Below are 25,318 nucleotides of genomic sequence, written 5' to 3' on the forward strand. Positions count from 1 at the left end.
TACGCACATAGGGGAGCCCCGAAGACTCTCTCCCGGAGCAGTGCGGAGCCGGCGGCGGAGACCGGTACACCGAGCGCGTCCGGTGAGCAGGCGCACGGATGCGTCCGTGAACAGGCAGACATGGCCCGATCAGCGCCGGACGAATCACCGACACGACCCGCTCCATGGCATCGCCCGGCGCGTGGCTGTGGGCAGCGCGCTGGTGCTCCTCGTCAGCGGTGTCCTCTCCGTGGCGGTGTGGTTCTGCATCACCTTCCAGACGGTCGTGACGCCGGTTCTGCTCGCGCTGCTCGGCACGGCCCTGCTCGGCCCGCTCTACCGCAGGCTGATCGCGATGAAAGTGAACAAGTCGCTCGCCGCAGGGCTGACCTGTGCCGCCGTCGTCGTGGTCATGGGCGGGGTGGCGTACATCGTGGTGACCGCCCTCATCGACACCGGTGACCAGATCATCTCCTCGCTGCGCGACGCGGCCGCTTCGATCGAGGAGCGGTTCGGCCTGGCGGGGACGTCCCTGGACGATCTCGCCGTGAACGCGAAGGACCTGCTGTCGAAGTTCGGGGGCACCGCCGTCAACGGCCTCTTGAACGGTGTGAGCGTGGTCGTCGAAATGGCCGCTACGGGCACCCTCGCGATCCTGCTCATGTTCTTCTTCCTGCGCGACTCCGACAGGGCCGTCGCCGCACTGCACTCGCTCGCCCCACGCGATTCCGGTGAGAGCCTCGAGGTGATGGCCCGCCGTGCCTTCCAGGCGATCGAGGGATTCATGCGCGGCACCACGATCGTCGCCTTCATCGATGCCGTCTGCATCACCGTCGGTCTGCTTGTCCTGGACGTACCGGGCGCGGTCGGGCTCGGGGCACTGGTGTTCATCGGTGCGTACATCCCGTACCTGGGCGCGCTCCTGTCCGGCGCGGTCGCGGTCCTGGTCGCCTTCGCCGACGGCGGTCTCGGCACCGCGCTGTGGGTCCTGGGCGTCGTCTTCGTAGTGCAGCTCCTCGAGGGCAACGTGCTGCAACCGATGATCCAGAGCCGCACTCTGCAGATGCACCCCGCAGTGATCCTGGTGACCTTGACGGCCGGGGCGTCGGTCGCCGGAGTTCTCGGCATGCTCCTCGCCGTGCCCATGACCGCGGCGGTGTTCGGAGTGCTCTCGGAGCTGCGGAGCCGATACGAGGAGACACCGCGTGCTCCCAAGGCGCCCCAGACCGAGGTCGTCGATGACTCCCGTCCAGGTGAGGACGAGCCGCCGCCCCGCGCGGGTCGTCGGTCTCGGCGGCTGATGGGCGTCGCGGCCACGGGAATGCCGTCGCGCCTGCCGCACAGAATCAAGGGCACGGTGTCCGGAGCTTGACCCGCGTACATGAGTGGGGTACCAGCCAGAATCAGTCGGCTGGTACCCCACTCGTCGATTCCGGTCGGGCGGTACGCGATCAGTCGGGGTACACGGCCTGACGCATGTGCTGGGCCATCAGGCCGTAGACGCCTCTGGCCGTTTCGGCGTCGTTCTGGTCGTAGCCGTGGTCGGCACCCGGCACGTCGATGTGGTCGTAGAGCGCCCTGACGCCGCGCAGCCGCTCGGCGTAGCGAGTGCCCTCGGCATGGAGGAGGTCGTGTTCCGGCGTGATGACGAAGGCGGGGGCGATGCCCGTCAGGTCGGCAGTGTCGGAGGGATGGGCGGGGGAGACCAGGGGATCGCTGCGCACCGCAGGGTCCGGCACGTAGGAGGTGTCGAAGATGTCCGCCATCCATGGGCGCAGCAGCGGCTTGGCGATGACCGAGCGCTTGTCCCTGGCACTGGTGACGAGGTCCAGAGGGGGATAGTGCAGGATCTGGAGAGCGATGGAGGGACCTCCCTTTTCCAGTGCCTGACGGGCCACCGCCGCCGCGAGGGCCCCTCCGGCGCTCTGACCGCCCACCGTGAGGAGGCTGCCGTCCCAGCCGTGTTCGGCGCCGTGTTCGGCCACCCACTCGACGACCTCGTATGCCTGGTGAGGCGGCGCGGGAAACGGGTGCTGCGGCGCGACGACGTAGTCCACGTTCACCACCACCGCCCCCGCTTCGGCCGCGAGGAAACGGCACAGCGGGTCGTCCAACTCGACAGGCGGCAGGACGAAGCCGCCACCGTGGAAGTTCACGTGGACCGGCGGCAAAGGCGCGCCGTCGGGACAGTTGGGGAAGTACACCACAGCGCGGGCCGGGGCGATGGAAGTAGGGATGGTCAGCTCGTGTGTGTTCCGGGGATACTCCGGATAACGCTTGTGCAGGGAGGACGCGACGTGTCGGTCCGCCAGCAGCGCGTTCAGACGCTGCATCACTTTGGCGGCGGGGGAGGCCAGCGCTGGCCGGGCCAGGAGGGACATGACAGCTCCGTTCGGTGGGGTGGCGCGCCGGGCTCGCCGCTTCGAGGGACGGTCACCTGCGCAACGCCCTGCTCTGCCGGACCCGCCCGTAGTGCCCTGTGGCGTGTGTCCAGGCTAGTGATCTCGTACGGGACGAGTAGGGCACCGAAGAAGCGAAAACGGCGGGCCCGACTGGTACTTGAGTAGGAGTGGCCCTGTCCGAAAGGGCAGATGGGAGCTACGGCGCTCAGAGTGTGTCCCTTCGGAGGAAGGCGACCCCTACCGTGGTAGTAGCTGCCGTCCTGGTTTTGGGTTCTCCGGTGCTGCGCGTTGTCGAGGCAACGCCTTTAGCGTGAAATACGGGCCGCGCGATGGCCCCTCCATACTTTTTTCACGACGAGAACGGTCGCGTGCGTGAGCCGCTTCCTGTCAGCCACCGTCCGCCGGTCCCTCCCACTCAGGGGTGGCTGACGGTCCGTATGCACCCCGGGAGACGCATCCAGTGACCACCACCTCCCCGAGGGGCCGCTCGGTGGAACCCAGTAGTCTTCTGGGCGGCCCGGAGCACCGCACGGTAGTGCGGCTGCTGGCCTGGCTGATATCGATACAGCGGGCCGGCCAGGAGCACCCCCGGGTCAGGCAGTGGGCGGCGCCACTGGTGTGCGCGGCTCTCGGTGTCCCGGGCCTTGTGGACAGTGCCGCCGGGGCCGATCCGGGTTTCCCGGTCGCGCTCATGGTGATGATCGGGTTCACTGTCCCGCTGTTCGCGCGGGAGCGTCATCCCTTCCTGGTCTTCACCGTCATCACGGCCTTCTCCGTGGCGGAGGCCGTGTCCGGGGTTCTCACCTACGCTCATTTTCTCGCGCAACTGATCATGCTGTACAACCTCGCCCGGATCGCACCGCCGGTCCAGTTGGCCGTCGCCGTCGCGATCACCGTCCCCCAGACCATCGTGACGATCATGACGTTCGCGCCGGACAGGCAGATCGAACGGATCGACAGCCCGCTGGCGGTCACCACCGACCTGGTGCTCTGCATCCTCGCAGTAGCAGGTCTGGGGCTGGCCGGCCGCGTGGCGCGCTCGTACATCGCCGCCCTGGAGGACCAGGCGGTGCGTCTGGAGGTGGAGCGCGACCAGCGGGCCCGCCTGGCAGAGGCCAGGGAACGGGCCCGCATCTCCCGGGAGATGCACGACATCCTCGGCCACACCCTTGCTGTCGTGGTCGGTCTGGCCGACGGTGCGGCGGGGCTGGCCGAGACCAAGCCGAAGCAGACCGCGGACACGCTGCGGATCATCGCTGACAGCGGGCGCAGCGCCCTGGCCGACCTGCGTCGGCTCCTCACCAAAATTCGCGAGGAAGGACCTCATGAGACGCCCTTTCGGCCCCAGCCGGGTATCAGTGATCTCGATGCTCTGCTGAAACGGGCCCGTGCGGCAGGTCCCGACGTCGGCCTCCATATGGCCGGTGACCTCACCGGCCTGCCCGCAGGACTGCAACTCGCCCTGTACCGCATCGTCCAGGAAGCGTTGACCAACACCCTCAAGCACGCCGCCTCCGACACCACGGTCGGTGTCTCCTTGATCGCGGAGAAGGATGCCGTACATGTCACCGTCGAGGACACTGGTCCGCCCGCGACGGAACGGGATCATTCCGGGGAAGGCGGCGGGCAGGGGCTTCTCGGCATGCGTGAACGCGCCGCGCTCTACCAAGGGACGGTCACCGCCGGTCCCAACTCCGAAGGCGGCTGGAGCGTTCGAGTCATTCTGCTTCCGACCGCACTCACGAACACGGCCTCAGACGCACACCCAGCATGACCTCCGCCGACTTGGCGGCACGAACGCTTATTGCTGGCTACAGCGGGTAGTCGTCTGCCTTCCGGAGGGAGTGTGGCCACGGCCCTCAAGGCCGTGGCCACGTCTGCCGGGTCCCCGGCCTTATCACCAACGCCCGGCGCGCGCTGGCCGGCACATTCGCCACCATCATGCCTGTCCTTGTGCGTTCTGGCGTGATCCATCCGGAGCCGCGGGTGCTACGGCGAGCCTTGTGAGTAATTGTCAATTCCTGTGGATCGGTGGTGCGCTTCAGCCCTCCTCGGGCTTCTGCCCCTTGGCTTCGAGGAGGCGGCGGAGACGTCGGATCTCGGCGACCAGACGGGGAATGTCCTGGCGGGCGTTGGCGATGAAGTTGGCGTTCTCGTCCCAGCGTTCGTCCGCGACGTCGACATATCGTGGCTGCTGGACGAGGGTGGCGGCCACGATCTGGCGGTGGTCGAAGTCTGGCCGGCGTTCGCCGGCTCCGGTGTCGGGGACAGTACTGATGGCGACGAGGCTCATGGCGAAGTCGTCGTCCAGCTGGCGCACATGCCAGGGGCCGGGAGTCGCAGCAGCGGCAAGCTCCTCGATCTCGGCGAGTTCCTCGTTGGTGAGCGGATCGGGGGTGTCCATCAGGCTGCCCGCTCCTCGCGCTCAACCAGCTGACCACGTTTGAAACGGGCTCCGGCGCGGACAAGGGCAACGAGGTGGGGCGCGTTCACGGCTCGCCGGCGGGCCTGAGCGGACTCGATGAGCCTGAAGACCATGGCCGGTCCGGCCGCGCGGGAGCCGGCGCCCCTGGTGACCTTGGTCCGCAGACGCACGGTGGCGAAGGCCGACTCGATCGGGTTGGTGGTCCGCAGATGGATCCAGTGCTCGGCTGGAAAGCCGAAGAACGCCAGGAGCTCGTCCTCGTCGTCCGTGATCCGCTTGACGACCTTGGGGTACTTGGCCTCGTAGGCCCGTTCGAAGTCGCGGACGGCCCGGGCTGGGTGCTCCTTGTCCTCGGCGTCGCAGATCTCCTGGATCGCACGCTTGGCCGCAGGCTGGGCCGACTCCGGCAGCGCGTCCGGAACGCTGGCGGTTCTGTGAACCCAGCATCTTTGACGGCGCGTGTCGGGGAAGACCTCGCTCAGCGCGTTCCAGAAGCCGGGAGCGTCGTCGCCGACGGCCAGGACCGGGGCCCGCATGCCCCGGCGGGCGCAGTCCCGCAACAGGCCCGCCCATGCCTCGGACGACTCGCGGTAACCATCGGTCATCGCGATCAGCTCCTTCGTGTCGTCCGCGCGTACCCCGATCAGCACCAGGACCGCGGCCTTCGCCTCCTCCAGGCGGATGCGCAGGTGGACGCCGTCCGCCCAGACGTACACGTAGTCCGTGGCGGACAGCTCCCGGTCCATGAACGCGGTGTGGCCGGCCTGCCATGGGGCGGTCAGCCGCGTCACGGTGGCGGGCGAGAGGCCGGCCGGGGAGCCGAGGAACTGCTCCAGCGCGGGCACGAAGTCGCCGGAGGACAGGCCGTGCAGGTGGAGCAGCGGCAGTACCTCTCACCGGCCAACTCGGCTATGTAGCTGTTTACTTCGGCTTCCAGCGCGGCGGCCGGCATCCGCCGGGCGCCCTCGCGGACGACCTCGTCGATCAGGGAGCCGTTTGCCGTGGAACCGTCAGCATTGACTACCGTGAGCACGGGCGTGCCTTCCCGACCGACGCGCCAACGTCGGCCTACTCGACGACCATCACAGGATCATGCGGGAAGGTACGCCCTCCGCGTTGCCTCCCCGACGCCGATCCACAGGTCTTGAGCATTGCTCACTGCGGACGTGCCCGAGGCTGGGGCACGTTCAGCAACGGACATCGGTGGCAGGGCCATTCGGCAGTGGCGAAGAGACTCGGTCGGCATGCCGGGACCTCGTTGACCGGATGCTGATCCAACCTGACCGGACGATCAGGAAGGCGGGCCGGCGCTGTGCGAGGCTGCACCGCATGCACATCCTGGTGGTCGAAGTCGAGGCGGACCTTGCCCACACCCGGCACACCGGTTTGACCGCCGTCAAGGGAAATTCACGTTTGTCGAGAAAGATGGACCTGCCGGACGACAGCGCACACGGCTGCCTGCCCGTCTCGGCGGAGTCGGATTGGCGAGGAAGCAACGATGACCAGTGCCACTCACATCGGCACGGACAGCGTTTGGACGCGGCTGTCACGTTCGAAGGAACTCAGATGGGTAGTAGCCCTGCTTCTCGTCTTAGCTGGGATGCTTGCTGGTTCCACAACGCCGGCGAGTGCCGACCCGGATGATGACATCCAGGGCAGCAAGTTCGTGAGCTGGAACCTGCAAGGGGGCTCAGCCGGAATCGACAGCAAGTGGGTGACCGGCGTGCTGCCCCGGGTGACGGGTGGCCGCGACGGCGTCGCCTACGACTTCGTCGCGTTGCAGGAAGCAGGCCCTGAGCGCGGAACGCATCGCACAGTGGTCCAGACGAGGGGGACCTTGCAGGTGATCCGAACCTTGTGGGACATCGGTGACGGTCACTTTCCCTCCATCTACTGGATGGAGACCGACGTCAACGGCCACCGCGTCAACGCGGCGATCGTGACCAGCCGTGAGCCCGACGAGGTGATCATCGTCGACGGAGCCCAGGGCAATCCCGCCAGTCGGCCCGTGTTCGGGCTCGTGTACGGCTCCACCGTCATCTACTCGGTCCACGCGCTGTCGCGAGGTGGCGGACCCGACGCGCCCGAATTGCTGGACAACATGGACGCCGCAGCCGGTCCGCGGAGAAACTGGATCGCGTTGGGCGACTTCAACCGCGAGCCCCTCAACCTGGCGGACGCACTGTGGAACCGTAGCAACGGCAGTCCCGTCGGTTACACGGTGAGCAGCGGTCAAGCAACGCATGTGGGAGGCGCCCAGCTGGACTACGGGGTCACCGATCGGGGTCTCGCCGGCTACTTGACCGCGACGCGGCTGGACAACTGGGGCGGCTCCGACCACCACCCCGTGCGGTTCACCACGCTTCCACCCATACCTGAATCTCCGACCATACCTGAATCTCCGGCTCAGGAATCGATCCGTGTGATGCCCCTCGGTGACTCGACCACCGCCGGCGTAGGGAGTTTCGACGGCACCGCATATCGCGACGAAACCGGCGATGCGCTGAACAACCCGGGCGGTTTCAGGTACATCAACTTCGTCGGCTCGCAAAAACGGGGCACGATGCCCGACCCTGACCACGAAGGCCATCCGGGCTGGCGCATCGATGAGATCGCGTCGATCGCCGACTGCAAGGTGCCGCAGTACCAACCGAACGTGATCACCTTGCTTGCCGGTGTCAACGACATCAACCAGAACTACGACCTGTCCTCCGCCCCACAGCGCATGAAGAACCTGATCAACCAGGTGCTGGAGGACTCGCCGAAGGCGGTGGTCGTGGTCGCGAAGGTGATGCCGACCGGTAAGGCCGGCCTGCAACCTCGCATCGACGCGTTCAACGCCGCACTGCCCGCCGTCGTGTCCGATCTGCGGGCGAACGGCAAACACGTGGTGCTGGTGGATACCAGTGACATCAACGTCGCCGAAGGACTCCAGGACGACGCCCACCCTGACGACGGCGGGTACGCGAAACTGGGACGCGACTTCTATCGGGGCATCGTGGAAGCGGCGGGCAAAGGCTGGCTCCAGGCGCCTGACCCGCAGAAGCCGGCCACCCCGTGCGATGTGTCGGACAACCCGTCCGACGGCACCGCTCTCGGCGACGGATGGCGCGCGCTGGGCGTCATCGCGCCGGGTATGCAACAGCCCGCGAACTACGGCCGCACCGAGATCGCCGAGATGAACGGCGACAAGCGGGCCGACTACGTACAGATCCGCACGGACGGCTCGATCAGGGTCGCGATCAACACCGAGGACCAGCCCGGACAACCCACCTGGATCAACTGGGGCGGCGGCACCGGAGAGTTCTTCCCCGCTGGAGGAACCCTGCCGGAGGCAGCCTCGTCTTCCAACATCCGGCTCGCCGACATCGACGGCGACGGCCGCGACGACTTCCTCTACCTGCTGGGCTCCTTTAGCGACTCCACCTTGGTAGACGTCTGGCTCAACAACTCCGAGGGAGATGGACGGCCGAGTTGGGGAGAGAAGAGCACCCTCGTCATCCCCATGGAGGACGCCAAGTTCGACCACATCCGCTTCGCCGACGTCAACGGCGACGGCCGCGACGACGTGCTGCGGGTGGGCGACACCGGCGAGGTGCACGCGTACTTCAACACTCCCGCGTCGGGCAGTTCCACACCGACGTGGAAGGAGAAGCTGAGCTGGGCACCAGGAGTCAACGGCGCCACCCTGGCCAATCTGCAGTTCGCTGACGTCGACAACGACAACAAAGCGGACTACCTCATGGTCGGCGCGGACGGCTCTGTCCACGCCTATCTCAACAAGGGCGGCAAGGACGCGGGCGGTTTCGAGAGGCACCTCAACTTCGCCAACGCCTCCCACTATTCCCGCGAGTACATCCAGTTCAGGGACATCAGCGGCGACGGAAAGGCCGACTACCTCGTCGTCTACCGAGGAGGCGCGGTGCGTGCCTGGCTCAACAGAGGCGGAAATCTCTGATCGGTAGAACGAGCGCCTGCCGTCGGGTCGATGGCCTTCTATCGGGTGCATGTACCGAGATCAATGGGACACGCCCGGGATCTGCGCCAGAATCCGGAGAAACCCCTGCGGCCGCGCGCTCCACCGTGTCCGCCGACCAGCGGTGGGTGGCCGGGCTGGAGCAGTACGGGCAGGTTCTGGACGCGCTGGAGACGTCCCGGGCCGCGTACAAGGTCGGCAACAGTGCGACGGCGTACGGGGGAGCCGACCCGCAAGGGGGCGGTACCGTTGGAGACGGTGTTCGGCGTACAGGAAGTACCGGTGGAAACTGTTGTTGCGGTGCAGCTGTCACTGATCGGCTGGTACGGGATGGCGTAGTGCCGGGAGACGAGCCAAGGCGCGTACTCGAAGTTCTGGTTGCCAAGTTGCCGTAGGTGCGGCACGAGGGGCCGCCCCGTCACCTGGCGTATCGGGCACAAGCACGCACAAGCTCACCGCTCCGTCGCCCCACTTCCGCTCGCGCAGAGAACACGGGACTCGCACGCCTGGCGGACTGTGTGGGGCCGGTGCGCCTCTGCGTCCTCCGGAACGCCACATCATGCACTGACATGCGAGGTCACGGCGGCGCGTCACCCGGCGGGCCGTGCCTCCGTGGCGTCGAAGTGGGCCGACCCCGTCGGGTGCCTGGGTGACGAGGTCGGCCGTGCCCTTCTCAGGTGTGGCGCGGGCGGGGCAGCAGGGCGAACGCGGTCTCCGCTATCGAGGTCAGGCGGGCGGGACTGTGGCCGTACGCGCCGACGATGTCGCTCCCGCGGATGACGGTCAGCAGAAGGTACGCGAGGTCGTCGGGATCCGCGTCGGGGTCGATGTCGCCGTTGCGCTGCGCCGCTCGCAGGCACTCGGCCACCGCCGTCGCGACAGCGGAGAAGCCCTCCTTGGCCAGGCGTTTCACCTCGGGGTCGGAGGCGCCGATCTCCAGGGCCATCTTGGCGGCGAAGCAGGCCGCTGCCGTCCGGTCGGAGGCGGGGGGTACGTCGGGGGCGAGCGGCACTCCGTGGACGGCGCGGAGCAGGTATGCGTGCAGTCGTTCCAGGGCGCCCTCGTCCGGTCCGGCGAGCATCTTCGGCGGACCCTGCTTCAGTCGGGCGGAGTAGCCGGCCATCGCCTCCAGCAGCACGCCGTGCTTGCCGTCGAACGCGGTGTAGAGGCTGCCGCGGCCCAGGCCGGTGGCGGCGCTGATGTCGTCGACGCTCGTGCCGTTGTAGCCCGAGGCGCGGAACTGCCGCTCGGCGGCATGGAGGACGTGGTCGCGGTCGAAGCTTCGTGGTCTCGCCATATACAGAAGGTAAAGCCGACTCACCGTTCTTGACAACTCAGTACAGAACTGCCTAGGTTTTGGACTGTTCAGTAAACAACCAGTCCGGGCTCACCGGACAGGCTTTGCCTCCGGCTTGCAGGACCACAGCGCTCGCCGAAGGCATGGCCACAACCGAAGGAATCACCATGCAGACAGCTTCCCCCGTGGCCCTCGTGACGGGCGCCTCCTCCGGAATCGGGCGGGCAGCGGCGCTCGCCCTCGTGGGCTCCGGCTTCACCGTCGTCGGCACGAGCCGCAACGCGGCGAACGCCGAGCCGCTCGCCGGGGTGACGTTCCTCGACCTCGACGTGGCCAGGGACGACTCGGTCCGCTCCCTGGTCGGGGAGGTGATCGATCGGTTCGGCCGGATCGACGTCCTGGTCAACAACGCAGGCGTGGGTGCGGTCGGCGCAGGCGAGGAGAGCTCGATCGACCAGGCCAAGGAGGTCTTCGACGTCAACGTCTTCGGCCTGATGCGGATGACGAACGCAGTGCTGCCCCACATGCGTGTCCAGCGCAGTGGCCGGGTGGTCAACGTCGCCTCGATGCAAGGTCGGCTCCCAGGGCCCTTCATGGCCGTCTACGCCGCCACCAAGCATGCGGTCGAGGGCTACTCCGAGTCCGTCGACCACGAGCTTCGCGAGTACGGAGTGCGGATGCTGCTGGTCGAGCCGGCCTACACGAGCACGAATTTCGAGGCGCGCAGCCTGGCACCCGACTCGCCCCTGCCGGTCTACGCCCTACAGCGGGAGATCGCCCGAGACGTGCTGGCCACAGCCCTGCGCACCGCCGACGACCCGGGCGTTGTCGCGAAGGTGATCGTCGAGGCCGCCACCGATTCCAAGCCCAAGCTCCGGTACCCCGCCGGCCCGATGGCCAGACGCGTCAGCCTCCTGCGCCGGATAGTGCCCCCGCGTGTCTTCGACCAACAGATCCGCAAGCTCAACCGACTGGCCGGCTGACCCCGCAGTACACCCGGAGCCCGAGGAGACGCACATGTCCAGAACCAGAGACACCGAAGCGGGCACGAAGTTCGAACACGTCACCTTCGACCTGCCGCACGGCACCTTTCACGCACTCCAGGGCGGTGATCCCGATGGTCGACCGACGCTCGTCCTGCACGGCTTCCCGGACCATCCGCCCACCGCGCAGCCCTTCCTCACCGAGCTCGGCCGCCGCGGACGTCACGTCCTCGCACCCTGGCTTCGCGGTTACGCGCCGTCCCCGACCACGGGGCCGTTCGACTTCGCATCCCTCACCAGTGACGTGCTCGCGCTGATCGACCGCTGGTCTCCCGGGCGAGCCGTGGAGTTGGTCGGCCACGACTGGGGCGCCCTGCTCACCTACGATGCCGTCGCCACCGCGCCGGAGCGCATCGAACGCGCGGTCACGCTCGCGGTACCCCACCCCCTGACGATGCTGAGCCGACCGCGCCTCGCTCAGCTACGCCGGATCTGGTACATGGGGCTCTTTCAACTGCCGGGAAGCGGCTGGATAGCCACCGCCCGCGATCTCGCCTTCATCGACCGCCTCTGGCGTCAGTGGTCGCCCAACTTCTCGCTCGATCCAGCTCTCCAGGCGGAGCTGCACGAGCACCTGCGGGCGAGCATGCCCGCGCCCATCAAGTACTACCGGGAGATGCTGCGACCCGGCATGCTCAGGTCGTCGCGCCGTCTGTCTCAGCCGATCACGGTGCCCCTGTTGCAGCTTTTCGGTGCCGACGACGGCTGCTTCCTCCCTCCGCAGGTCGACGACCGGCATCGGTTCGCCGCCCCGCACGCGCTGGAGGTCGTCCCCGACGTCGGCCACTTCCTGCACATCGAGGCCCCCGAGGCGATCGCGGAACGGATCGCGGCATGGGCCGAGTAGCGGATCGTCCGACCCTCGCGGTGAGCCCATCAGGACGGGCGGCGCGGGACCGGCCGGCAGGCCGAGGCGGAGCGGGGAGATCGAACATACGATGGCTGAAAGGCGACGCCGGCACCTGGCCGGCGCCGACCGGTGATCCGATCACTCGGGGTGGGAGTTCGTATGGCACAGGCCGCGGACGCTGCGCGGACCGTCATCATGACCGTGGACGACGATCCCGGAGTGTCCCGGGCCGTCGCCCGCGATCTGCGACGGCGCTACGGCGGGTCGTACCGGATCGTGCGCGCGGAGTCCGGCGAGTCGGCGCTGGAGGCGCTGCGGGAGCTGAAGCTGCGCGGTGATCTCGTCGCGGTGCTCCTGGCCGACTACCGGATGCCCCAGATGAACGGCATCGAGTTCCTCGAACAGGCCCTGGACGTCTATCCGGGCGCGCGCCGGGTGCTGCTGACGGCGTACGCGGACACGAACGCGGCGATCGACGCGATCAACGTCGTCGACCTGGACCATTACCTGCTGAAGCCGTGGGACCCGCCGGAGGAGAAGCTCTACCCCGTCCTGGACGATCTGCTGGAGGCGTGGCGGTGCAGTGACTTCCGGCCGGTGCCCGCCATCAAGGTGGTCGGTCACCGGTGGTCGGCCCGCTCCTCGGACGTACGGGAGTTCCTGGCCCGCAACCAGGTGCCCTACCGCTGGTACTCCTCGGACGAGCCCGAGGGGCAGCGGCTGCTGGCGGCGGCGGGCGAGGACGGGCAGCGGCTGCCGGTGGTGATCACCCCGGACGGCGATCCCCTGGTCGAGCCGGAGGCGCCCGACCTCGCCGCCCGCGTGGGCCTCGCGACGACGCCGACGGCCGACTTCTACGACCTGGTGGTGATCGGCGGCGGTCCGGCGGGGCTCGGGTCGGCGGTGTACGGGGCGTCGGAGGGGCTGCGTACGGTGCTCGTGGAGCGGTCGGCGACCGGTGGGCAGGCGGGGCAGAGTTCGCGGATCGAGAACTACCTCGGCTTCCCGGACGGGGTGTCCGGCGGTCAGCTCACCGAGCGGGCGCGTCGTCAGGCCATGAAGTTCGGTGCCGAGATCCTCACCGCCCGTGAGGTGACCGGTCTGGAAAGCAGCGGGGCGGCCCGGCTCGTACGGTTCGCGGACGGGTCGCAGATCGCGGCGCACAGCGTGATCCTGGCGACCGGTGTGTCGTACCGGCAGCTGGAGGCGCCGGGTGCCGACGAACTGTCGGGCCGCGGGGTGTTCTACGGGTCCGCGCTCACAGAGGCCGCCTCTTGCCAGGGGCACGACGTGTACATCGTGGGCGGCGCGAACTCGGCCGGGCAGGCGGCGATGTACCTGTCCAGGGGTGCCAAGTCGGTGACCCTGCTGGTACGCGGAGCGGACCTCACCGCGTCGATGTCGCACTACCTGATCCAGCAGATCGCCGAGTCGCCGAACATCTCGGTCCGGGCCCACACGGTCGTCGAGGCCGCGCACGGCGACAACCAACTGGAACAGCTGACGCTGCGCGACACGACGAGCGGGCAGACCGAACTCGTCGACGCCCAGTGGCTGTTCGTGTTCATCGGCGCGGCCCCGCTGACCGACTGGCTGGAGGGCACGGTGCTGCGCGACGAGCGCGGGTTCATCCTCGCCGGGCCCGATCTGACCGCCGACGGGCGGCCCCCGGCGGACTGGGAGCTGGACCGGCCGCCCTACCACCTGGAGACCAACATCCCCGGCGTGTTCGTCGCCGGGGACGCGCGCGCGGAGTCCGCCAAGCGGGTCGCGTCCGCCGTAGGAGAGGGAGCCATGGCCGTGATGCTCGTCCACCGGTATCTGGAGCAGTCGTGAGCGGGCGGCCGATGCCGTGCAGCGCGGGGGAGATCAGCTCGCTGTTCCTCTTCGAGAAGCTGAACTCCGAGCAGCTCGGCAGGCTGTGCGGCGAGGGGCGGGTCGAACTGTTCGACCCCGGGCCGGTGTTCACCGAAGGTGACCCGGCGGCCTCCTTGTACGTGATGATCGAGGGCACCGTCGTCATGTCGCGCCGGGTGGGCAGCGACGACATCGAGGTGAGCCGCACGTCCCAGCCAGGGGTGTACGCGGGGGCCATGATGGCGTACCTCGGGGACGGGAAACAGCAGCGGTACATCAACTCGCTGCGGGTGTCGGAGCCGACGCGGTTCTTCGTCCTGCCCGCCGAGTCGTTCGCGGACTTCATGCACGAGTGGTTTCCGATGGCGGTCCATCTCCTGGAGGGGATCGCCCTCGGTTCGCAGACCTTTCAGCGGGCCGTCGGGCAGCGCGAACGGCTGCTGGCGCTGGGCTCGTTGTCCGCGGGTCTCACCCATGAGCTCAACAACCCGGCTGCAGCGGCCGTACGGGCCACCGCGTCGCTCAGGGACCGGGTCGCTCACATGCGCAACAAGCTCGGCATCATCGCCTCGGGCGACTATCACCACGACGTCCTGAAGGCCCTGGTCGACCTCCAGGAGCGTACGGCCGAGCGGGTTCGCAAGGCGCCGGCACTGAGCCCGCTCGAAGCGTCCGACCGGGAGGACGAACTCGCCGACTGGCTGGACGACCACGGTGTCCAGAACGGCTGGCAGATCGCGCCGACTTTCGTACAGGGCGGTCTCGACGTCGACTGGCTGGAGCAGATCGCCGCGGCCGTCGACGAGCAGGAAATCCTGCGAAGCGCCATCGGGTGGCTCAACTACACGGTCGAGACCGAGCTGTTGATGTCCGAGATCGAGGACTCCACCACCCGGATCTCGCACCTCGTCGACGCCGCCAAGCAGTACTCGCAGCTGGACCGCGCTCCCTACCAGGTCGCCGATGTGCACGAACTCCTCGACAGCACGCTGCTGATGCTGTCGGGCAAGATCGGTCCGCAGGTCGAGGTCGTGAAGGAGTACGACCGTTCGGTGCCGAGGATTCCGGCCTACCCGGCCGAGCTGAACCAGGTGTGGACCAACCTGATCGACAACGCGGTCTTCGCCATCAACAGCGCGGGCGGCGAAGGGACGTTGACCGTACGCACCGCTCTGGTGCACGACCGGCTGCTGGTGGAGTTCCGCGACACGGGCCCGGGCGTGCCGGCCGAGATCCGCGGCCGGATCTTCGACCCGTTCTTCACCACCAAGCCGGTGGGCGAGGGCACGGGGCTGGGGCTCGACATCTCCTGGCGGATCGTCGTCAACAAGCACCACGGTGACCTGAAGGTCGAGTCCGTACCCGGCGACACCCGCTTCCAGGTGCTGCTACCCCTCACCGCCACCGACCCCGACACCGTCCCCGACGCGGCCCAGGAGCCCTCGTGACCAAGGACACCGGAATCGACCCCAGCGTTCCGCCCAGCGGTGCCGGATGCGTCGAGTGCGATGCCGACGGCGGCTGGTGGTTCCATCTGCGGCGCTGCGCCCAGTGCGGCCACATCGGCTGCTGCGACGACTCACCCGCCAAACACGCCACCGCCCACTTCCGGGACACCGGCCATCCGGTGATCCGCAGTTACGAGCCGGGCGAGGCATGGTTCTGGAACTTCGAGACGTCCGAGCTCTACGATTCCGGTCCGGCCCTGGCTCCCCCGGCCGCGCACCCTGCCGACCAGCCCACGCCGGGACCGGCGGGACGCGTGCCGGCGAACTGGGCGGACACGCTGCGCTGAGCCCGGCGGGCCAGGGCTGTCAGCATTCATCTGTGCCGCAGAACCTGTTCGGCACTCCACTTCATCCGCCGATCGCATCGAGCGGTTCGGGCTGCTGCCCGGCGGCATGTACGTGAACGCCGCCTTCGTACTTGACAACTCAGTACAGAACCGCCTAGGTTTTGGACTGTTCAGTAAACAACCCTCCTGGGCTCACCGGACAGGGTGCGTGCACGCCTGGCGACGGCGAGTTTCGTCGCCGGAGTGGATCTGGCCGGACTCTCCACGACAGCCCAAGACGGTCACCGATCACATCGTGGGCCTTCTGAGCAGTTGCCCCCCCTCCCGTCACCCAGAACTCGAAGGACTGACCGAACCATGACCGACAAGGAAACGCAGGAGACCACGGCTGTGACGACTCCCGCGTACGAGAGCGACGCACTGGCCGAAGGGACCGTCGACGCGGTGGTGATCGGCGGGGGCGCCGCGGGGCTGAACGGTGCACTGATCCTCGCCCGCTCCCGCCGGTCGGTCGTCGTGATCGACAGCGGCTCCCCGCGCAACGCGCCCGCCGAGGCCGTGCACGGCCTCATCGCCCTGGACGGCACCCCGCCGTCCGAGATCCTCCGACGGGGCCGGGAGCAGGTGCGCCAGTACGGCGGACGCGTCGTCCACGGCAAGGTGGTCTCGGCCGAGCCTGCCGCCCCGTCGGTGGACGGGGACCTGCGGTTCACCGTCACCCTGGCCGACGGCCGCCACATCACCGCCCGCCGCATCCTGGTGGCCACCGGCCTGAAGGATGTGCTGCCGGAGGTTCCCGGGCTCGCCGAGCACTGGGGGGACAGCGTGGTGCACTGCCCGTACTGCCACGGCTGGGAGGTGCGCGACGAGCCCATCGGCATCCTCGCCACCGGCCCCGCCTCCATCGGCCCCGCGTTGTTGTTCCGTCAACTGACCGAGGACCTGATCTACTTCACCCGCGGCACCGACCTGGACGAGGACAGCCGCGCCCGCTTCGCCGCCCGCGGCATCCGCGTCATCGACACCCCGGTCACCGAGGTCGTCGACGACGCGGACGGCGCCCTCGCCGGGGTACGCCTGGCCGACGGCCAGGTCGTGGCCCGCCGCGTCCTCGGGGTCGCCCCGCAGATGCAGGCCCGCACCAAGGGCCTGGAAGGTCTGGGCCTGCCGGTGCAGGACCTGCCGACGGGCCGCACTTTCGCCTCCGGCACGGACGGCGCCACCGAGGTGCCGGGCGTGTGGGTGGCCGGCAACGCCACCGACCCGGTCGCCCAGGTCGGGGCCTCCGCAGCGGCCGGCGCACTGGCCGGCATCGAGATCAACAAGATGCTGGCCGTCGCGGACACCGACGCGGCCCTCCAGGAGATCGCCGGGGCAAGCCCCGAAGCGGCCACACGATGATCTCGAAGCCCTGAGATCTCGGTCCGCCACCCGCCTCGGCGATTCCACATCCTCGGCTTCACGAACGGCCGACCCACCCCAACCAGATGGAGGACACAACCATGACGGATCGCCATCCCATTCTGATCACCGGCGCCGGCGGCCAAATCGGTGGCGTGAGCAGGGTGATGATCGACATGCTGCTCGAACAGGGCCACCCGGTGCGCGCGTTCGTGCGACGGGACGACGAGCGCGCGCAGTCGCTGCGCGAGTCAGGGGCCGAGGTCTTCGTCGGCGACCTGCTCAACCTCGCTGACGTGGCCGCCGCGCTGAAGGGTGTCCGGCGCATCTACTTCAGCATGACCCCGCAGCCGTACTACGCCGATGCCCTCACCGTGATGGCCGCGGCGGCGCGAGCGCAGGGCGACATCGAGGCATTCGTGCACCTGTCCAACTACGAGCAGTCGTACATGACGCTCGAGAAGATGACCGCACCGGAGGAAGAGCGGCGTTCCTGGCTCGGGGGAGTGGTCACGGACTGGTCGCCGCAGCAGCGGGCGCACTGGGTCTGCGAGCGGGTGCTGGACTGGTCCGGCCTCCCGACCGTCAACGTGCGTGCGACCCTGTTCGCCGAGAACCCCCACCTGACCTGGATGCAAGCGGGCCCGCTGAGCAACGGTGAACTGCGCCTGCCCTTCGGCAACCAGCGGCTCGCGCCCATCGCCGTTCACGACCTGGCAGAGGTGTGCGTGAAGATACTGGTCGACCCCGCACCGCACATCGCGAAGTCCTACGAGCTCACCGGTCCGGAGCTGAAGGACATGTACGGGTTCGCTGAGGACTACGCAGCCGTGCTGGGACGCGAGGTCGTCTACATCCCTGAGGAAGTGGAAGCCTGGAACGAGGCATTCCTTGACGAGACCCTCTTGCAGGAGTCCCTGGGTGACCCGGCCGTGGCCCGGCACGTGGCGGCGCATCTGAGGATCCAGACCAGGCTGATCGCCAGTGGGCGGTACGACGTCCTCTCCGACAAACTGGAAGCCCTGCTCGGGCGCCCTCCGCGGACCATGCGGTGGGCGCTGCGGAACAATGCTCACCTGCGCGAACTGGCGGTTGCCCCGAACCACTGAGTGCTCCGGAGCAGACCATGACGCCACACGGAGTCGCGAACCAGGCGACGAGTAACCCCTGAGTGACTTTCGGAGCCGGATCTTCCTCGTCGGACTCGTCGTGGCCCTCGTCCTTGCGGGGGTCGGGCCAGCGGCCGAACGGGCCGACCTGGCCAGGGCGTTCGGCTCCGAGTGCCCGGGGCCCTTCGTACGGTGCGGCGGCAGCGGGATCACGCGTGACCCACCGCGCCGGTGGTGCCGCTTCCAGGCCCGGCGAGGTCCGCCCGGGTCGGCCAGCCGCGGGGCGCCGGTCTCCTCGGCTGGGGCGAGCGCGCGGTAGGACGGCACGCTTTTGTCCTTCAGCGCGCGGGCGAAGCTGAGCATGTCGTCGTCGACGGCCTTCGGCCGTCCGCCGTGGTTGCCCTTGGCCGCGGCGGTCAGGACGGCGAAGAACATTGCGCCCATGCCGCCCGGGTCGCAGATGCCCCGGCCGGGTCTTGCTCCGAGTCGAGATCTCCTCGGAGGGGTTTCGCTCGCAGACCGGTCCCAGCGCGGTGAGCCGGCTCTGCAACTCCTGCACGGCTGCCCGGGGACGCGGTCCTCGTGCACCGGCACCTCATGTTTTCCCGTTGGCAAGGCGTTCCCCGACAGGGGTGGCCGGTGGGGTGGCCGCGACGGACGAGGTCGGCGGTGGCGTACGGCGCGTCGGCGCTCTCGTGGAGGAACAAGCGCAAGGGCCGCCCCGGGCGCGCTCGGTTCCGCGTCGGCCGGGCTTCGGCCACGAGGTGGGGCGGGTCCGGCGTGCCCGAGCGTCCCGGGGGCGTCATACGGGGGCTTCGGCTCGGCGTGACAAAATGGGGGCCGTTCGTCCGTCCTCCGATGCTGCGAGGTTCTCCGTGAGCAAGCATGTGGCCCGCGAGCCGCTGCGCCGTAATGCGCGGTCCAACCGGGCGCGCATCCTGGCCACGGCACGTGAGGAGCTGGGGCGGAACCCCGATGTCACGCTGGAGGAGCTGGCGCGGGCCGCCGGGGTCGTCCGGCGCACCCTCTTCGGGCACTTCCCGGGGCGGGCGGCGCTGGTGGAGGCGCTCGCCGAGGAAGCCGCCGAGACGTTGCGGAACACGGTGGAGGCCGGACCGGAGCCGGGGGAGTCGGCCGAGCAGGCGTTGGCTCGGTGCGTCCTGCGGATGTGGCCCGTGGGCGACCGCTATCGCCTGCTCCTGGCGCTCACCCGGCGGGACCTCGGCTCCGAGCGTCTCACCGAGGTGCTCGCGCCGGCCCGGGAGGCCGTCACCGGGATCCTGGAGCGCGGGCAGCGGGACGGCGTCTTCCACTCCCATCTGCCGCCGGCCGTGCAGAGCACCGGCCTGATGGCGTTGATCGTGGCTCTGGTGGAGTCCGTCAACACCGGCGCGCTGGAGGACGACGGGCACCGGATCGCCACGGCCACCCTCATCGCGGCCGGTGTACCGGAGGATCGGGCGAGCGCGGTGGTCGAGGAGGTCGCGTCGGCGATGACTGCGGCTCTTCCGGCTCACGACGCCTGATTTCTCTCCGGCCGACCCGTCGACGAGGCGTCCCGGGGCGTTGTCGTGGCGGAAGGTGGCCGATCTGCCGGAGCAGTGGGTGGTGAGGCTCTGCTCCGTGGTGGTGACCGAGCGCAGCCGGCGGCCGTCGGAGTTGTTCCGCGGCGCGATCGGTTCGGCGAAGACCTGGCCGAGCAACGTCTCACCGGCCTCGGGCAGGGCGACACGGCCCGCGACCTTGAAGTCCTCGATGCCGAGGGTGGTCAGGACGCGAGCGCGGATCCGGCCGGAACCGTAGCCCCGGGCCAGTTGCAGGCCCAGGGCGCCGGACAGGTCCGCGTACGACAGGAAGACGGTCGCCTCCGCCGAGCGGGCCCGGGCCTCGCTGTCGTCGTCCGGCTTCGTCAACCTGTCCATCCGCAGGGCGAGTTCGCTCACCGGCAGCCGGCGGGCGGAGCCGTCGGCGGGTTCATGAGAGTACGGAAACTCGCACTCCTGGTCACAGTCGCGCCCGAGGCGGGGGCGGACAGGGGTGAGTGCGAGTGGCGCACGGGCACGGGGTTTCAGACGGGACTCGGGGGCGACCCGGACTTCCGTACCTGATCGACCTTCGTGGCGGCGGTGTCCGGGGCGACTCCGGCGGCGATGAGGGTGGCGGTGGCGGCGCCGGTGCCGTCGTCGGACCACAGGCCGCAGTCGGCGCAGTCGAGCAGGGCCAACAGTTGGGCCTCGATGGCTCGGCCGAGCGGGTCGGGCGGGAGGACGGTCTGGAAGGCGCCCTCTCGGCGGCCGTGGGCGAAAACCCTCGTGGCCATGGAACGGGCGGGGGCCAGCAGTTCGTCGACGCGTGCGCGTGCGAGGTCATGGCCGCGGGCCAGCCGGATGAGGGCGCGGTAGCGGTCACCGACCGGCCACACCGTGAGAACGAATCGCGCCAGGTCCGCGACGGCGTCACGGGTCGGGGCCGGGGCACCCGCGACGGCGCGCTGGATCGCCTCCGCGGCCTCGGCGGCCAGGCCCTCGACGAGCGCGGCCCGACAGGCGAAATGGACGTACACGGTGCGCCGGGCCACACCGGCGGCACCGGCGATGTCCTCCAGGCTGCTGTCGGGGTCGCGGGTCAGTTCCCGCCGGGCCGCGTCGAGGATCCGGGCTCGGGTGGCCCGCGCGTCCCGACGCTGCGCCGAGGCCGAGGTGGAAGTCGGAGCAGAAGGGGGCGGCGTCTCGTAGGGCCGGACCGGAGACCGTCTCGGCCTCGTCGTCGGTGTTCGTGCTGGTCGGCTGGTCACGTCGGTACCTCGCAGGCGGGTGGAAGAAGGGAGCCATCGCGATAGTTGCACACCAGTGAGCAATAAACTAGTGTGCACATCGATGGGCAATTAAGTGTTTCCCGCTCGTCCTCCCCGTTCCCCTCAGGAGCTACTGATGCCTTTCCTTGCGAACACCCCCGTGGAGAAGATGCCCGGGCCTTACGCGCGGCGCTGGTGGGCGCTGCTCGTGCTGTGCCTGAGCCTGCTGATCACGGTGATGGCGAACACGTCGCTGATCGTCGCCGCCCCCGACATGACCACCGACCTGGGCCTGAGCAGCAGTGATCTTCAGTGGGTCGTCGACAGCTACACCGTTCCGTACGCGGCGCTGATGCTGGTGCTGGGCGCGATCGGCGACAAGTACAGCCGGCGCGGTGCGCTGGTGCTGGGGCTGCTGATCTTCGCCGCCGGTTCGGTGATGGGGAGCATGGTCGACGAGACCTCGCTGGTCATCGTGGCCCGCGCGATCATGGGTATCGGCGCCGCGGTCGTGATGCCGGCCACGCTGTCCCTGGTGGTCGCGAGCTTCCCCCGGAGCGAGCGGGCCAAGGCCATCACCGCCTGGGCCGCGACCTCCGGGCTGGCGGTGGCCTTCGGCCCGCTCGTCTCCGGCTGGCTCCTTGAGGACCACGCCTGGGGCTCGACCTTCCTGATCAACGTGCCGTTCGCCCTCCTCGCCGTGGTCGGCGCGCTCGCCCTGGTACCGCCGTCCAAGGCGGAGGGCATGGCCCGGATCGACTACGTCGGTGGTCTGCTGTCGATCGTCACCGTCGGCTCCCTGATCTACGCCGCCATCGAGGGCCCGCACGCCGGCTGGGGCGCCGGCCCCGTCACCGCCGCCGTGGTCGCCGTTGCCGGTCTGGCCGCCTTCGTCGCCTGGGAGCTGCGGCACCCGCACCCGATGCTGGACGTCCGGAAGTTCGGGCTGCGGCCCTTCACCGGCTCGATGCTCGCGGTGATGTTCTTCTTCTTCGGCATGTTCGCCGTGATCTACTACGCGACGCAGTTCCTCCAGTTCGTCCTCGGCTACGACGCCCTGGAAACGGGCGTACGGCTGCTGCCGCTGGGCGGCGCGGTGTTCCTCGGGTCCGCGCTGACCGGGATCCTCACCCCGAAGCTGGGGGTGAAGGTGATGGTCGTGACCGGCCTGGTCATCGGCACGGCGGGCATGTTCCTGCTCACCCAGATCGACAAGGGGTCGACGTACGGGGACTTCCTGGCGCCGCTGATGATGCTGGGCCTCGCGCTCGGCCTGGCCATCTCCCCGGCGACCGACACGATCATGGGCTCCTTCCCCGAGTCCGAGCTGGGCGTCGGCGGCGGTGTCAACGACACCGCGCTGGAGCTGGGCGGGGCGCTGGGCATCGCGGTACTCGGCTCCCTGCTGGGCACGGCCTACCGGGACGAGCTGACCGACCTGGTGGGCAACCGGCTTCCGGCGGAGGCGATGGAGACCGCCAAGGACTCGGTCGGCGCCGGCCTGGCCGTCGCACAGCGGGTCGGGCCCGAGCAGGCCCAGTCCGCGGTGGACGCCGTCCACCAGGCATTCGCCCACGGAGTCGCCCAGACCAGCCTCATCGGCGGGATCATCATGGCCGCCGGAACGGCGATCGTCCTCGCGGTCCTGCCGGGCCGGCGCGGATTCGCGAAGCACAACGCCGAGCCGGAGGCCGGGACGACGGCGAGGGAGGCGGCGACTGTGCGGGAGCACACCGGGTCCACCCGCTAGATCACCGGCGGGGCGCCGGGCAGGACGCGGGAGTGGTCCACGGCCACGCGGAACCTCTGCCGGAACACCTCACCGTCCTCGGCCTCCGGGCCGCCCCGGGGCTCTCCTGCGGGGCGGCCCGGAGGCCAAGGGCCGTGAGGTGACAGCGGCGGTCGCCGCCGTCCGCGCTCCCTAGGCGGAGGCGGCGGCCACGAAGTACGGAATGGCGATGAGGAAGCGGTCGGCCTCGGCGCGTCGGTGCTGTTCGGCGAGCCACTCGTCGGCCTGGTCACGGCCGACGGCACCGCTCGCACAGGCCGACTCGACGAGCCTGGTGGGCAACGACAGCATCGCAGGATCGGTGGACACGCTGGTGTGCACCTCGACGGTGACGTCGTCGAAACCGCCGTCCAGGAGCAGGTTGCGGTACTGGCGGCCGGCGCGGGGCGTGCTCAGGAGGTCGGCTCGGGCGTGCACGATCGTGCGGGTGAGCGCCGCGTCGTCGGAGTCGATCATGATGGCGTCCCAGTCCTGTCCGACCAGGACGATCCTGCCGCCCGGGCAGAGGACGCGCCGCGCTTCCGCCACCGCGCGCCATGGCTCCTGAAGCGCGTGGAAGACCTTGTCGGCACGGTAGCCGCGCACACTTCCGTCGGCGAACGGCAGATCCTCCGCCCCCGCCTCCCGGAACTCGGCCGCCGGCCACCGTTTCCGGGCCTCGGCCAGCATCCACGGATCAGGATCCACGCCCACCGCGTGGACGCCACGCTCGGCCAGCTCGGCGACGGCCCGCCCGGCACCGCAGCCGATGTCCACGACGGACGAGCCCGGGGCAAGAGACAGCAGTTCGTAGGAGCGGGCCCGCAGCGGGCCGGCGCCCGGTATCTGCTCCGCCGCGTCGAGGACGGCCAGCATGGCCTCGGTGTTGCGGTGCTTCTCCACAGCTTCCTGGTTCTCGGACATGGACGCCAAGCTACGACTTGAGGTCGACATGAAGTCAACCGCAGACAACGGCGCAAGCGCGATGAGTATCGGCGCTCTCGCGGCACGGTTCGGTCTCGCCACGCACGTCCTGCGGCACTGGGAGTCGATGGGCCTGCTGCACCCCTCACGGGACGTGGGCGGACGCCGCCGCTACGGCGCGGACGACCTCACCCGCGTGGCGACGATCCTCGTGTTCAAGGAGGCCGGCTTATGCCTGGACACCATCAGGAGCCTGTCCGCCACCGTCGAGCGCGCTGCCCGGCACGAGATCCTGCGTGCCGAGGCCGAAGAGATCCGGTCGAGGATCGCCGCCGCCCGGGCCTCGTTGGAGCTCATCGAGGGTGTCCTGAACTGCGAGCACGAGGACGTCACCCAGTGCCCGGACTGCCGGCGGCACATCGCCGAGCAGGCCGGCTCCCAAGTGCCGGCGCACAGGCGAGCACGAGGCGGAAAGCCGCCTGCCCGGCGGGGCGATTGATCACGCCCCGGCCCGGGCCCGCAGGGGAACGCACAGAACTCCGTCGTCGTCGGCCACGATCACGGCACCGCGTCGGACGGTGGTGCCGGCGGGCGTGTTCCCCGGGCCGGGGTTGGCCTGCACCGTGCCCTGCGCCGAGACGTCTGGCGAACAGGCAGGGCAACGTGTTCGACGGACGGCCTGTGCGCCCGCACACAAGCGGACTGCGAACCGTCAGGAACTCTCCCTGTACGCGGCCCCGGCGCTCTCGGATGGTCAGGCCGCCGAGTTCAGCAGGTCGGCCAGTACGTCGGGCCGTTCCAGGGCGATGAAGTGGCCGGCCTTCGCCACTTGTGTGAAGTCGGCGGCGGGCAGGAGCCGCCGGTTGGCCTCGCGGTCCGAGGGGCGGGACCAGTCCTTCTCGCCGTAGACGAGGTGGATCGGGGCCTTGACCTCGGAGTAGCGCGAGCGGGCCGCGATGAGGCTGGGCAGGGCCTGGTACACACCCCGGGCGACTTTCGGGTAGCCGGGACGGCGGCCCACCTGGAGGAGTTCGTCGAGGTAGTCCTCCCGCAGCGCGTTCTTGTCGCCGAGGCCGCCCTGCAAGATCGCGCGGAGGGCGGGCTTGGGCTGCAACCCCGCGATCACCGGGCCCACCCCGGGGGCGAGGGCACCGCTGACCACGAATCGGGCGAGGAGGCTGGAGCGGGCGACCCCGCCGCGGAAGTCGTAGGTGTTCACCGCGACGGCGCGCCGTACCCGCTCCGGGAGATCGGCCGCGGTGGTCAGGGCGAGCACAGCACCCATGGACTCCCCGACCAGGGTGACGTCGTGGAGGTCGAGTTCGGTCAGGAGCCGCTTCACGCCCGCACGCATGGCCGGTTCGTCGTACGAGGCGCCGGGCACGATCTCGGAGTAGCCCATCCCCGGCAGGTCGAGGGCGTGGACGGTGTAGTGGTCCGAGACCAGCGGGATGAGGCGGCGGTAGTGCTCGGCCTGCGTGCGTACGGTGTGCAGCAGGACCAGGGGCGCACCGCTGCCCGCCTTGAGGTAGCGCAGCGTTCCCTCGCGGCTGTGGCCCGTACGGGGGGTGATGGTGTGGCTGGTGGTCCCCGGGATGCGGATCGTGGGACGTGGGTCTTGGGTGGGCATGTCGCGGTCTCCTGGTGAGTGAACTACTGATGAGTGAAGTGCGGCCACGCGTCCGGTGCGACTCGTGA

The 25,318-nt window shown here is 69.3% G+C and carries 19 protein-coding genes and 1 pseudogene; 13 read left to right on the forward strand and 7 right to left on the reverse strand.

Features of this window, described 5'->3' with window-relative positions:
- The first annotated feature begins 187 nt into the window (after window positions 1-187).
- Window positions 188-1,351, forward strand: a complete 1,164-nt coding sequence (locus ACLZOT_RS01510) for an AI-2E family transporter (protein ID WP_416966960.1) — start codon at window positions 188-190, stop codon at window positions 1,349-1,351.
- A gap of 79 nt (window positions 1,352-1,430) precedes the next feature.
- Here ACLZOT_RS01510 and ACLZOT_RS01515 read toward each other — a convergent pair whose 3' ends face one another.
- Window positions 1,431-2,360, reverse strand: a complete 930-nt coding sequence (locus ACLZOT_RS01515) for an alpha/beta hydrolase fold domain-containing protein (protein WP_416966796.1) — start codon at window positions 2,358-2,360, stop codon at window positions 1,431-1,433.
- A gap of 481 nt (window positions 2,361-2,841) precedes the next feature.
- Here ACLZOT_RS01515 and ACLZOT_RS01520 point away from each other — a divergent pair, with 481 nt between their 5' ends.
- Window positions 2,842-4,155, forward strand: coding sequence for a sensor histidine kinase (locus ACLZOT_RS01520; RefSeq protein WP_416966797.1), 1,314 nt, complete (start codon window positions 2,842-2,844; stop codon window positions 4,153-4,155).
- Window positions 4,156-4,422: 267 nt separating this feature from the next.
- On the opposite strand, the gene ACLZOT_RS01525 is transcribed toward ACLZOT_RS01520, so the two are convergent.
- Window positions 4,423-4,785 carry a hypothetical protein gene (locus ACLZOT_RS01525; RefSeq protein ID WP_416966798.1) on the reverse strand — a complete coding sequence of 121 codons (363 nt, stop codon included), beginning with the start codon at window positions 4,783-4,785 and terminating at the stop codon, window positions 4,423-4,425.
- Window positions 4,785-5,839, reverse strand: a pseudogene (locus ACLZOT_RS01530) (IS256 family transposase). The gene ACLZOT_RS01525 and the pseudogene ACLZOT_RS01530 overlap by 1 nt, the downstream one beginning before the upstream one ends.
- 465 nt (window positions 5,840-6,304) lie before the next feature.
- On the opposite strand from ACLZOT_RS01530, the gene ACLZOT_RS01535 reads away from it, so the two are divergent.
- Complete coding sequence (locus tag ACLZOT_RS01535) at window positions 6,305-8,764, forward strand: FG-GAP-like repeat-containing protein (protein WP_416966799.1); 2,460 nt, start codon at window positions 6,305-6,307, stop codon at window positions 8,762-8,764.
- 691 nt (window positions 8,765-9,455) lie between these two features.
- On the opposite strand, the gene ACLZOT_RS01540 is transcribed toward ACLZOT_RS01535, so the two are convergent.
- A complete protein-coding gene (locus ACLZOT_RS01540) occupies window positions 9,456-10,079 on the reverse strand; it encodes a TetR/AcrR family transcriptional regulator (protein ID WP_416966800.1) in 624 nt (207 codons plus the stop codon).
- Between the two features lie 167 nt (window positions 10,080-10,246).
- Here ACLZOT_RS01540 and ACLZOT_RS01545 point away from each other — a divergent pair, with 167 nt between their 5' ends.
- The 8 genes from ACLZOT_RS01545 (at window position 10,247) to ACLZOT_RS01580 (ending at window position 19,660) form a co-directional block, all read left to right on the forward strand.
- Window positions 10,247-11,062 (forward strand): oxidoreductase, encoded by an 816-nt coding sequence (locus ACLZOT_RS01545; RefSeq protein WP_416966801.1) that lies wholly within the window; start codon window positions 10,247-10,249, stop codon window positions 11,060-11,062.
- Window positions 11,063-11,096: 34 nt separating this feature from the next.
- Window positions 11,097-11,969 carry an alpha/beta fold hydrolase gene (locus ACLZOT_RS01550; RefSeq protein ID WP_416966802.1) on the forward strand — a complete coding sequence of 291 codons (873 nt, stop codon included), beginning with the start codon at window positions 11,097-11,099 and terminating at the stop codon, window positions 11,967-11,969.
- A 162-nt stretch (window positions 11,970-12,131) separates the two neighbouring features.
- On the forward strand, window positions 12,132-13,808 hold the full coding sequence (locus ACLZOT_RS01555; protein ID WP_416966803.1) for an FAD-dependent oxidoreductase: 1,677 nt from the start codon (window positions 12,132-12,134) through the stop codon (window positions 13,806-13,808).
- 11 nt (window positions 13,809-13,819) lie between these two features.
- Entirely contained in the window at window positions 13,820-15,277 is a 1,458-nt protein-coding gene (locus ACLZOT_RS01560) for an ATP-binding protein (protein WP_416966961.1), read from the forward strand.
- Window positions 15,274-15,624 carry a UBP-type zinc finger domain-containing protein gene (locus ACLZOT_RS01565; RefSeq protein ID WP_416966804.1) on the forward strand — a complete coding sequence of 117 codons (351 nt, stop codon included), beginning with the start codon at window positions 15,274-15,276 and terminating at the stop codon, window positions 15,622-15,624. The genes ACLZOT_RS01560 and ACLZOT_RS01565 overlap by 4 nt, the downstream gene beginning before the upstream one ends.
- A 357-nt stretch (window positions 15,625-15,981) precedes the next feature.
- Entirely contained in the window at window positions 15,982-17,025 is a 1,044-nt protein-coding gene (locus tag ACLZOT_RS01570) for an NAD(P)/FAD-dependent oxidoreductase (protein WP_416966805.1), read from the forward strand.
- 86 nt (window positions 17,026-17,111) lie between these two features.
- Window positions 17,112-18,134, forward strand: a complete 1,023-nt coding sequence (locus ACLZOT_RS01575) for an NAD(P)H-binding protein (protein ID WP_416966806.1) — start codon at window positions 17,112-17,114, stop codon at window positions 18,132-18,134.
- Window positions 18,135-19,009: 875 nt separating this feature from the next.
- On the forward strand, window positions 19,010-19,660 hold the full coding sequence (locus tag ACLZOT_RS01580) for a TetR/AcrR family transcriptional regulator (protein WP_416966807.1): 651 nt from the start codon (window positions 19,010-19,012) through the stop codon (window positions 19,658-19,660).
- A 542-nt stretch (window positions 19,661-20,202) separates the two neighbouring features.
- On the opposite strand, the gene ACLZOT_RS01585 is transcribed toward ACLZOT_RS01580, so the two are convergent.
- The gene (locus ACLZOT_RS01585) at window positions 20,203-20,928 is read right to left on the reverse strand and encodes a TetR/AcrR family transcriptional regulator (protein ID WP_416966808.1); all 726 of its coding nucleotides are present in this window, start codon (window positions 20,926-20,928) and stop codon (window positions 20,203-20,205) included.
- Between the two features lie 136 nt (window positions 20,929-21,064).
- Between ACLZOT_RS01585 and ACLZOT_RS01590 the strand changes: the two genes are divergently transcribed.
- On the forward strand, window positions 21,065-22,678 hold the full coding sequence (locus ACLZOT_RS01590; protein WP_416966809.1) for an MFS transporter: 1,614 nt from the start codon (window positions 21,065-21,067) through the stop codon (window positions 22,676-22,678).
- 171 nt (window positions 22,679-22,849) lie between these two features.
- Here the strand turns inward: ACLZOT_RS01590 and ACLZOT_RS01595 are convergent, their stop codons facing one another.
- On the reverse strand, window positions 22,850-23,620 hold the full coding sequence (locus ACLZOT_RS01595) for a methyltransferase domain-containing protein (protein ID WP_416966810.1): 771 nt from the start codon (window positions 23,618-23,620) through the stop codon (window positions 22,850-22,852).
- Window positions 23,621-23,681: 61 nt separating this feature from the next.
- Here ACLZOT_RS01595 and ACLZOT_RS01600 point away from each other — a divergent pair, with 61 nt between their 5' ends.
- Window positions 23,682-24,119, forward strand: coding sequence for a MerR family transcriptional regulator (locus ACLZOT_RS01600; RefSeq protein ID WP_416966811.1), 438 nt, complete (start codon window positions 23,682-23,684; stop codon window positions 24,117-24,119).
- A gap of 255 nt (window positions 24,120-24,374) precedes the next feature.
- Here the strand turns inward: ACLZOT_RS01600 and ACLZOT_RS01605 are convergent, their stop codons facing one another.
- Entirely contained in the window at window positions 24,375-25,250 is an 876-nt protein-coding gene (locus ACLZOT_RS01605) for an alpha/beta fold hydrolase (RefSeq protein WP_416966812.1), read from the reverse strand.
- Window positions 25,251-25,318 lie beyond the last annotated feature (68 nt).

It is taken from the genome of Streptomyces sp. 4F14 (assembly GCF_048159485.1).
Taxonomy (GTDB): Bacteria; Actinomycetota; Actinomycetes; order Streptomycetales; family Streptomycetaceae; genus Streptomyces.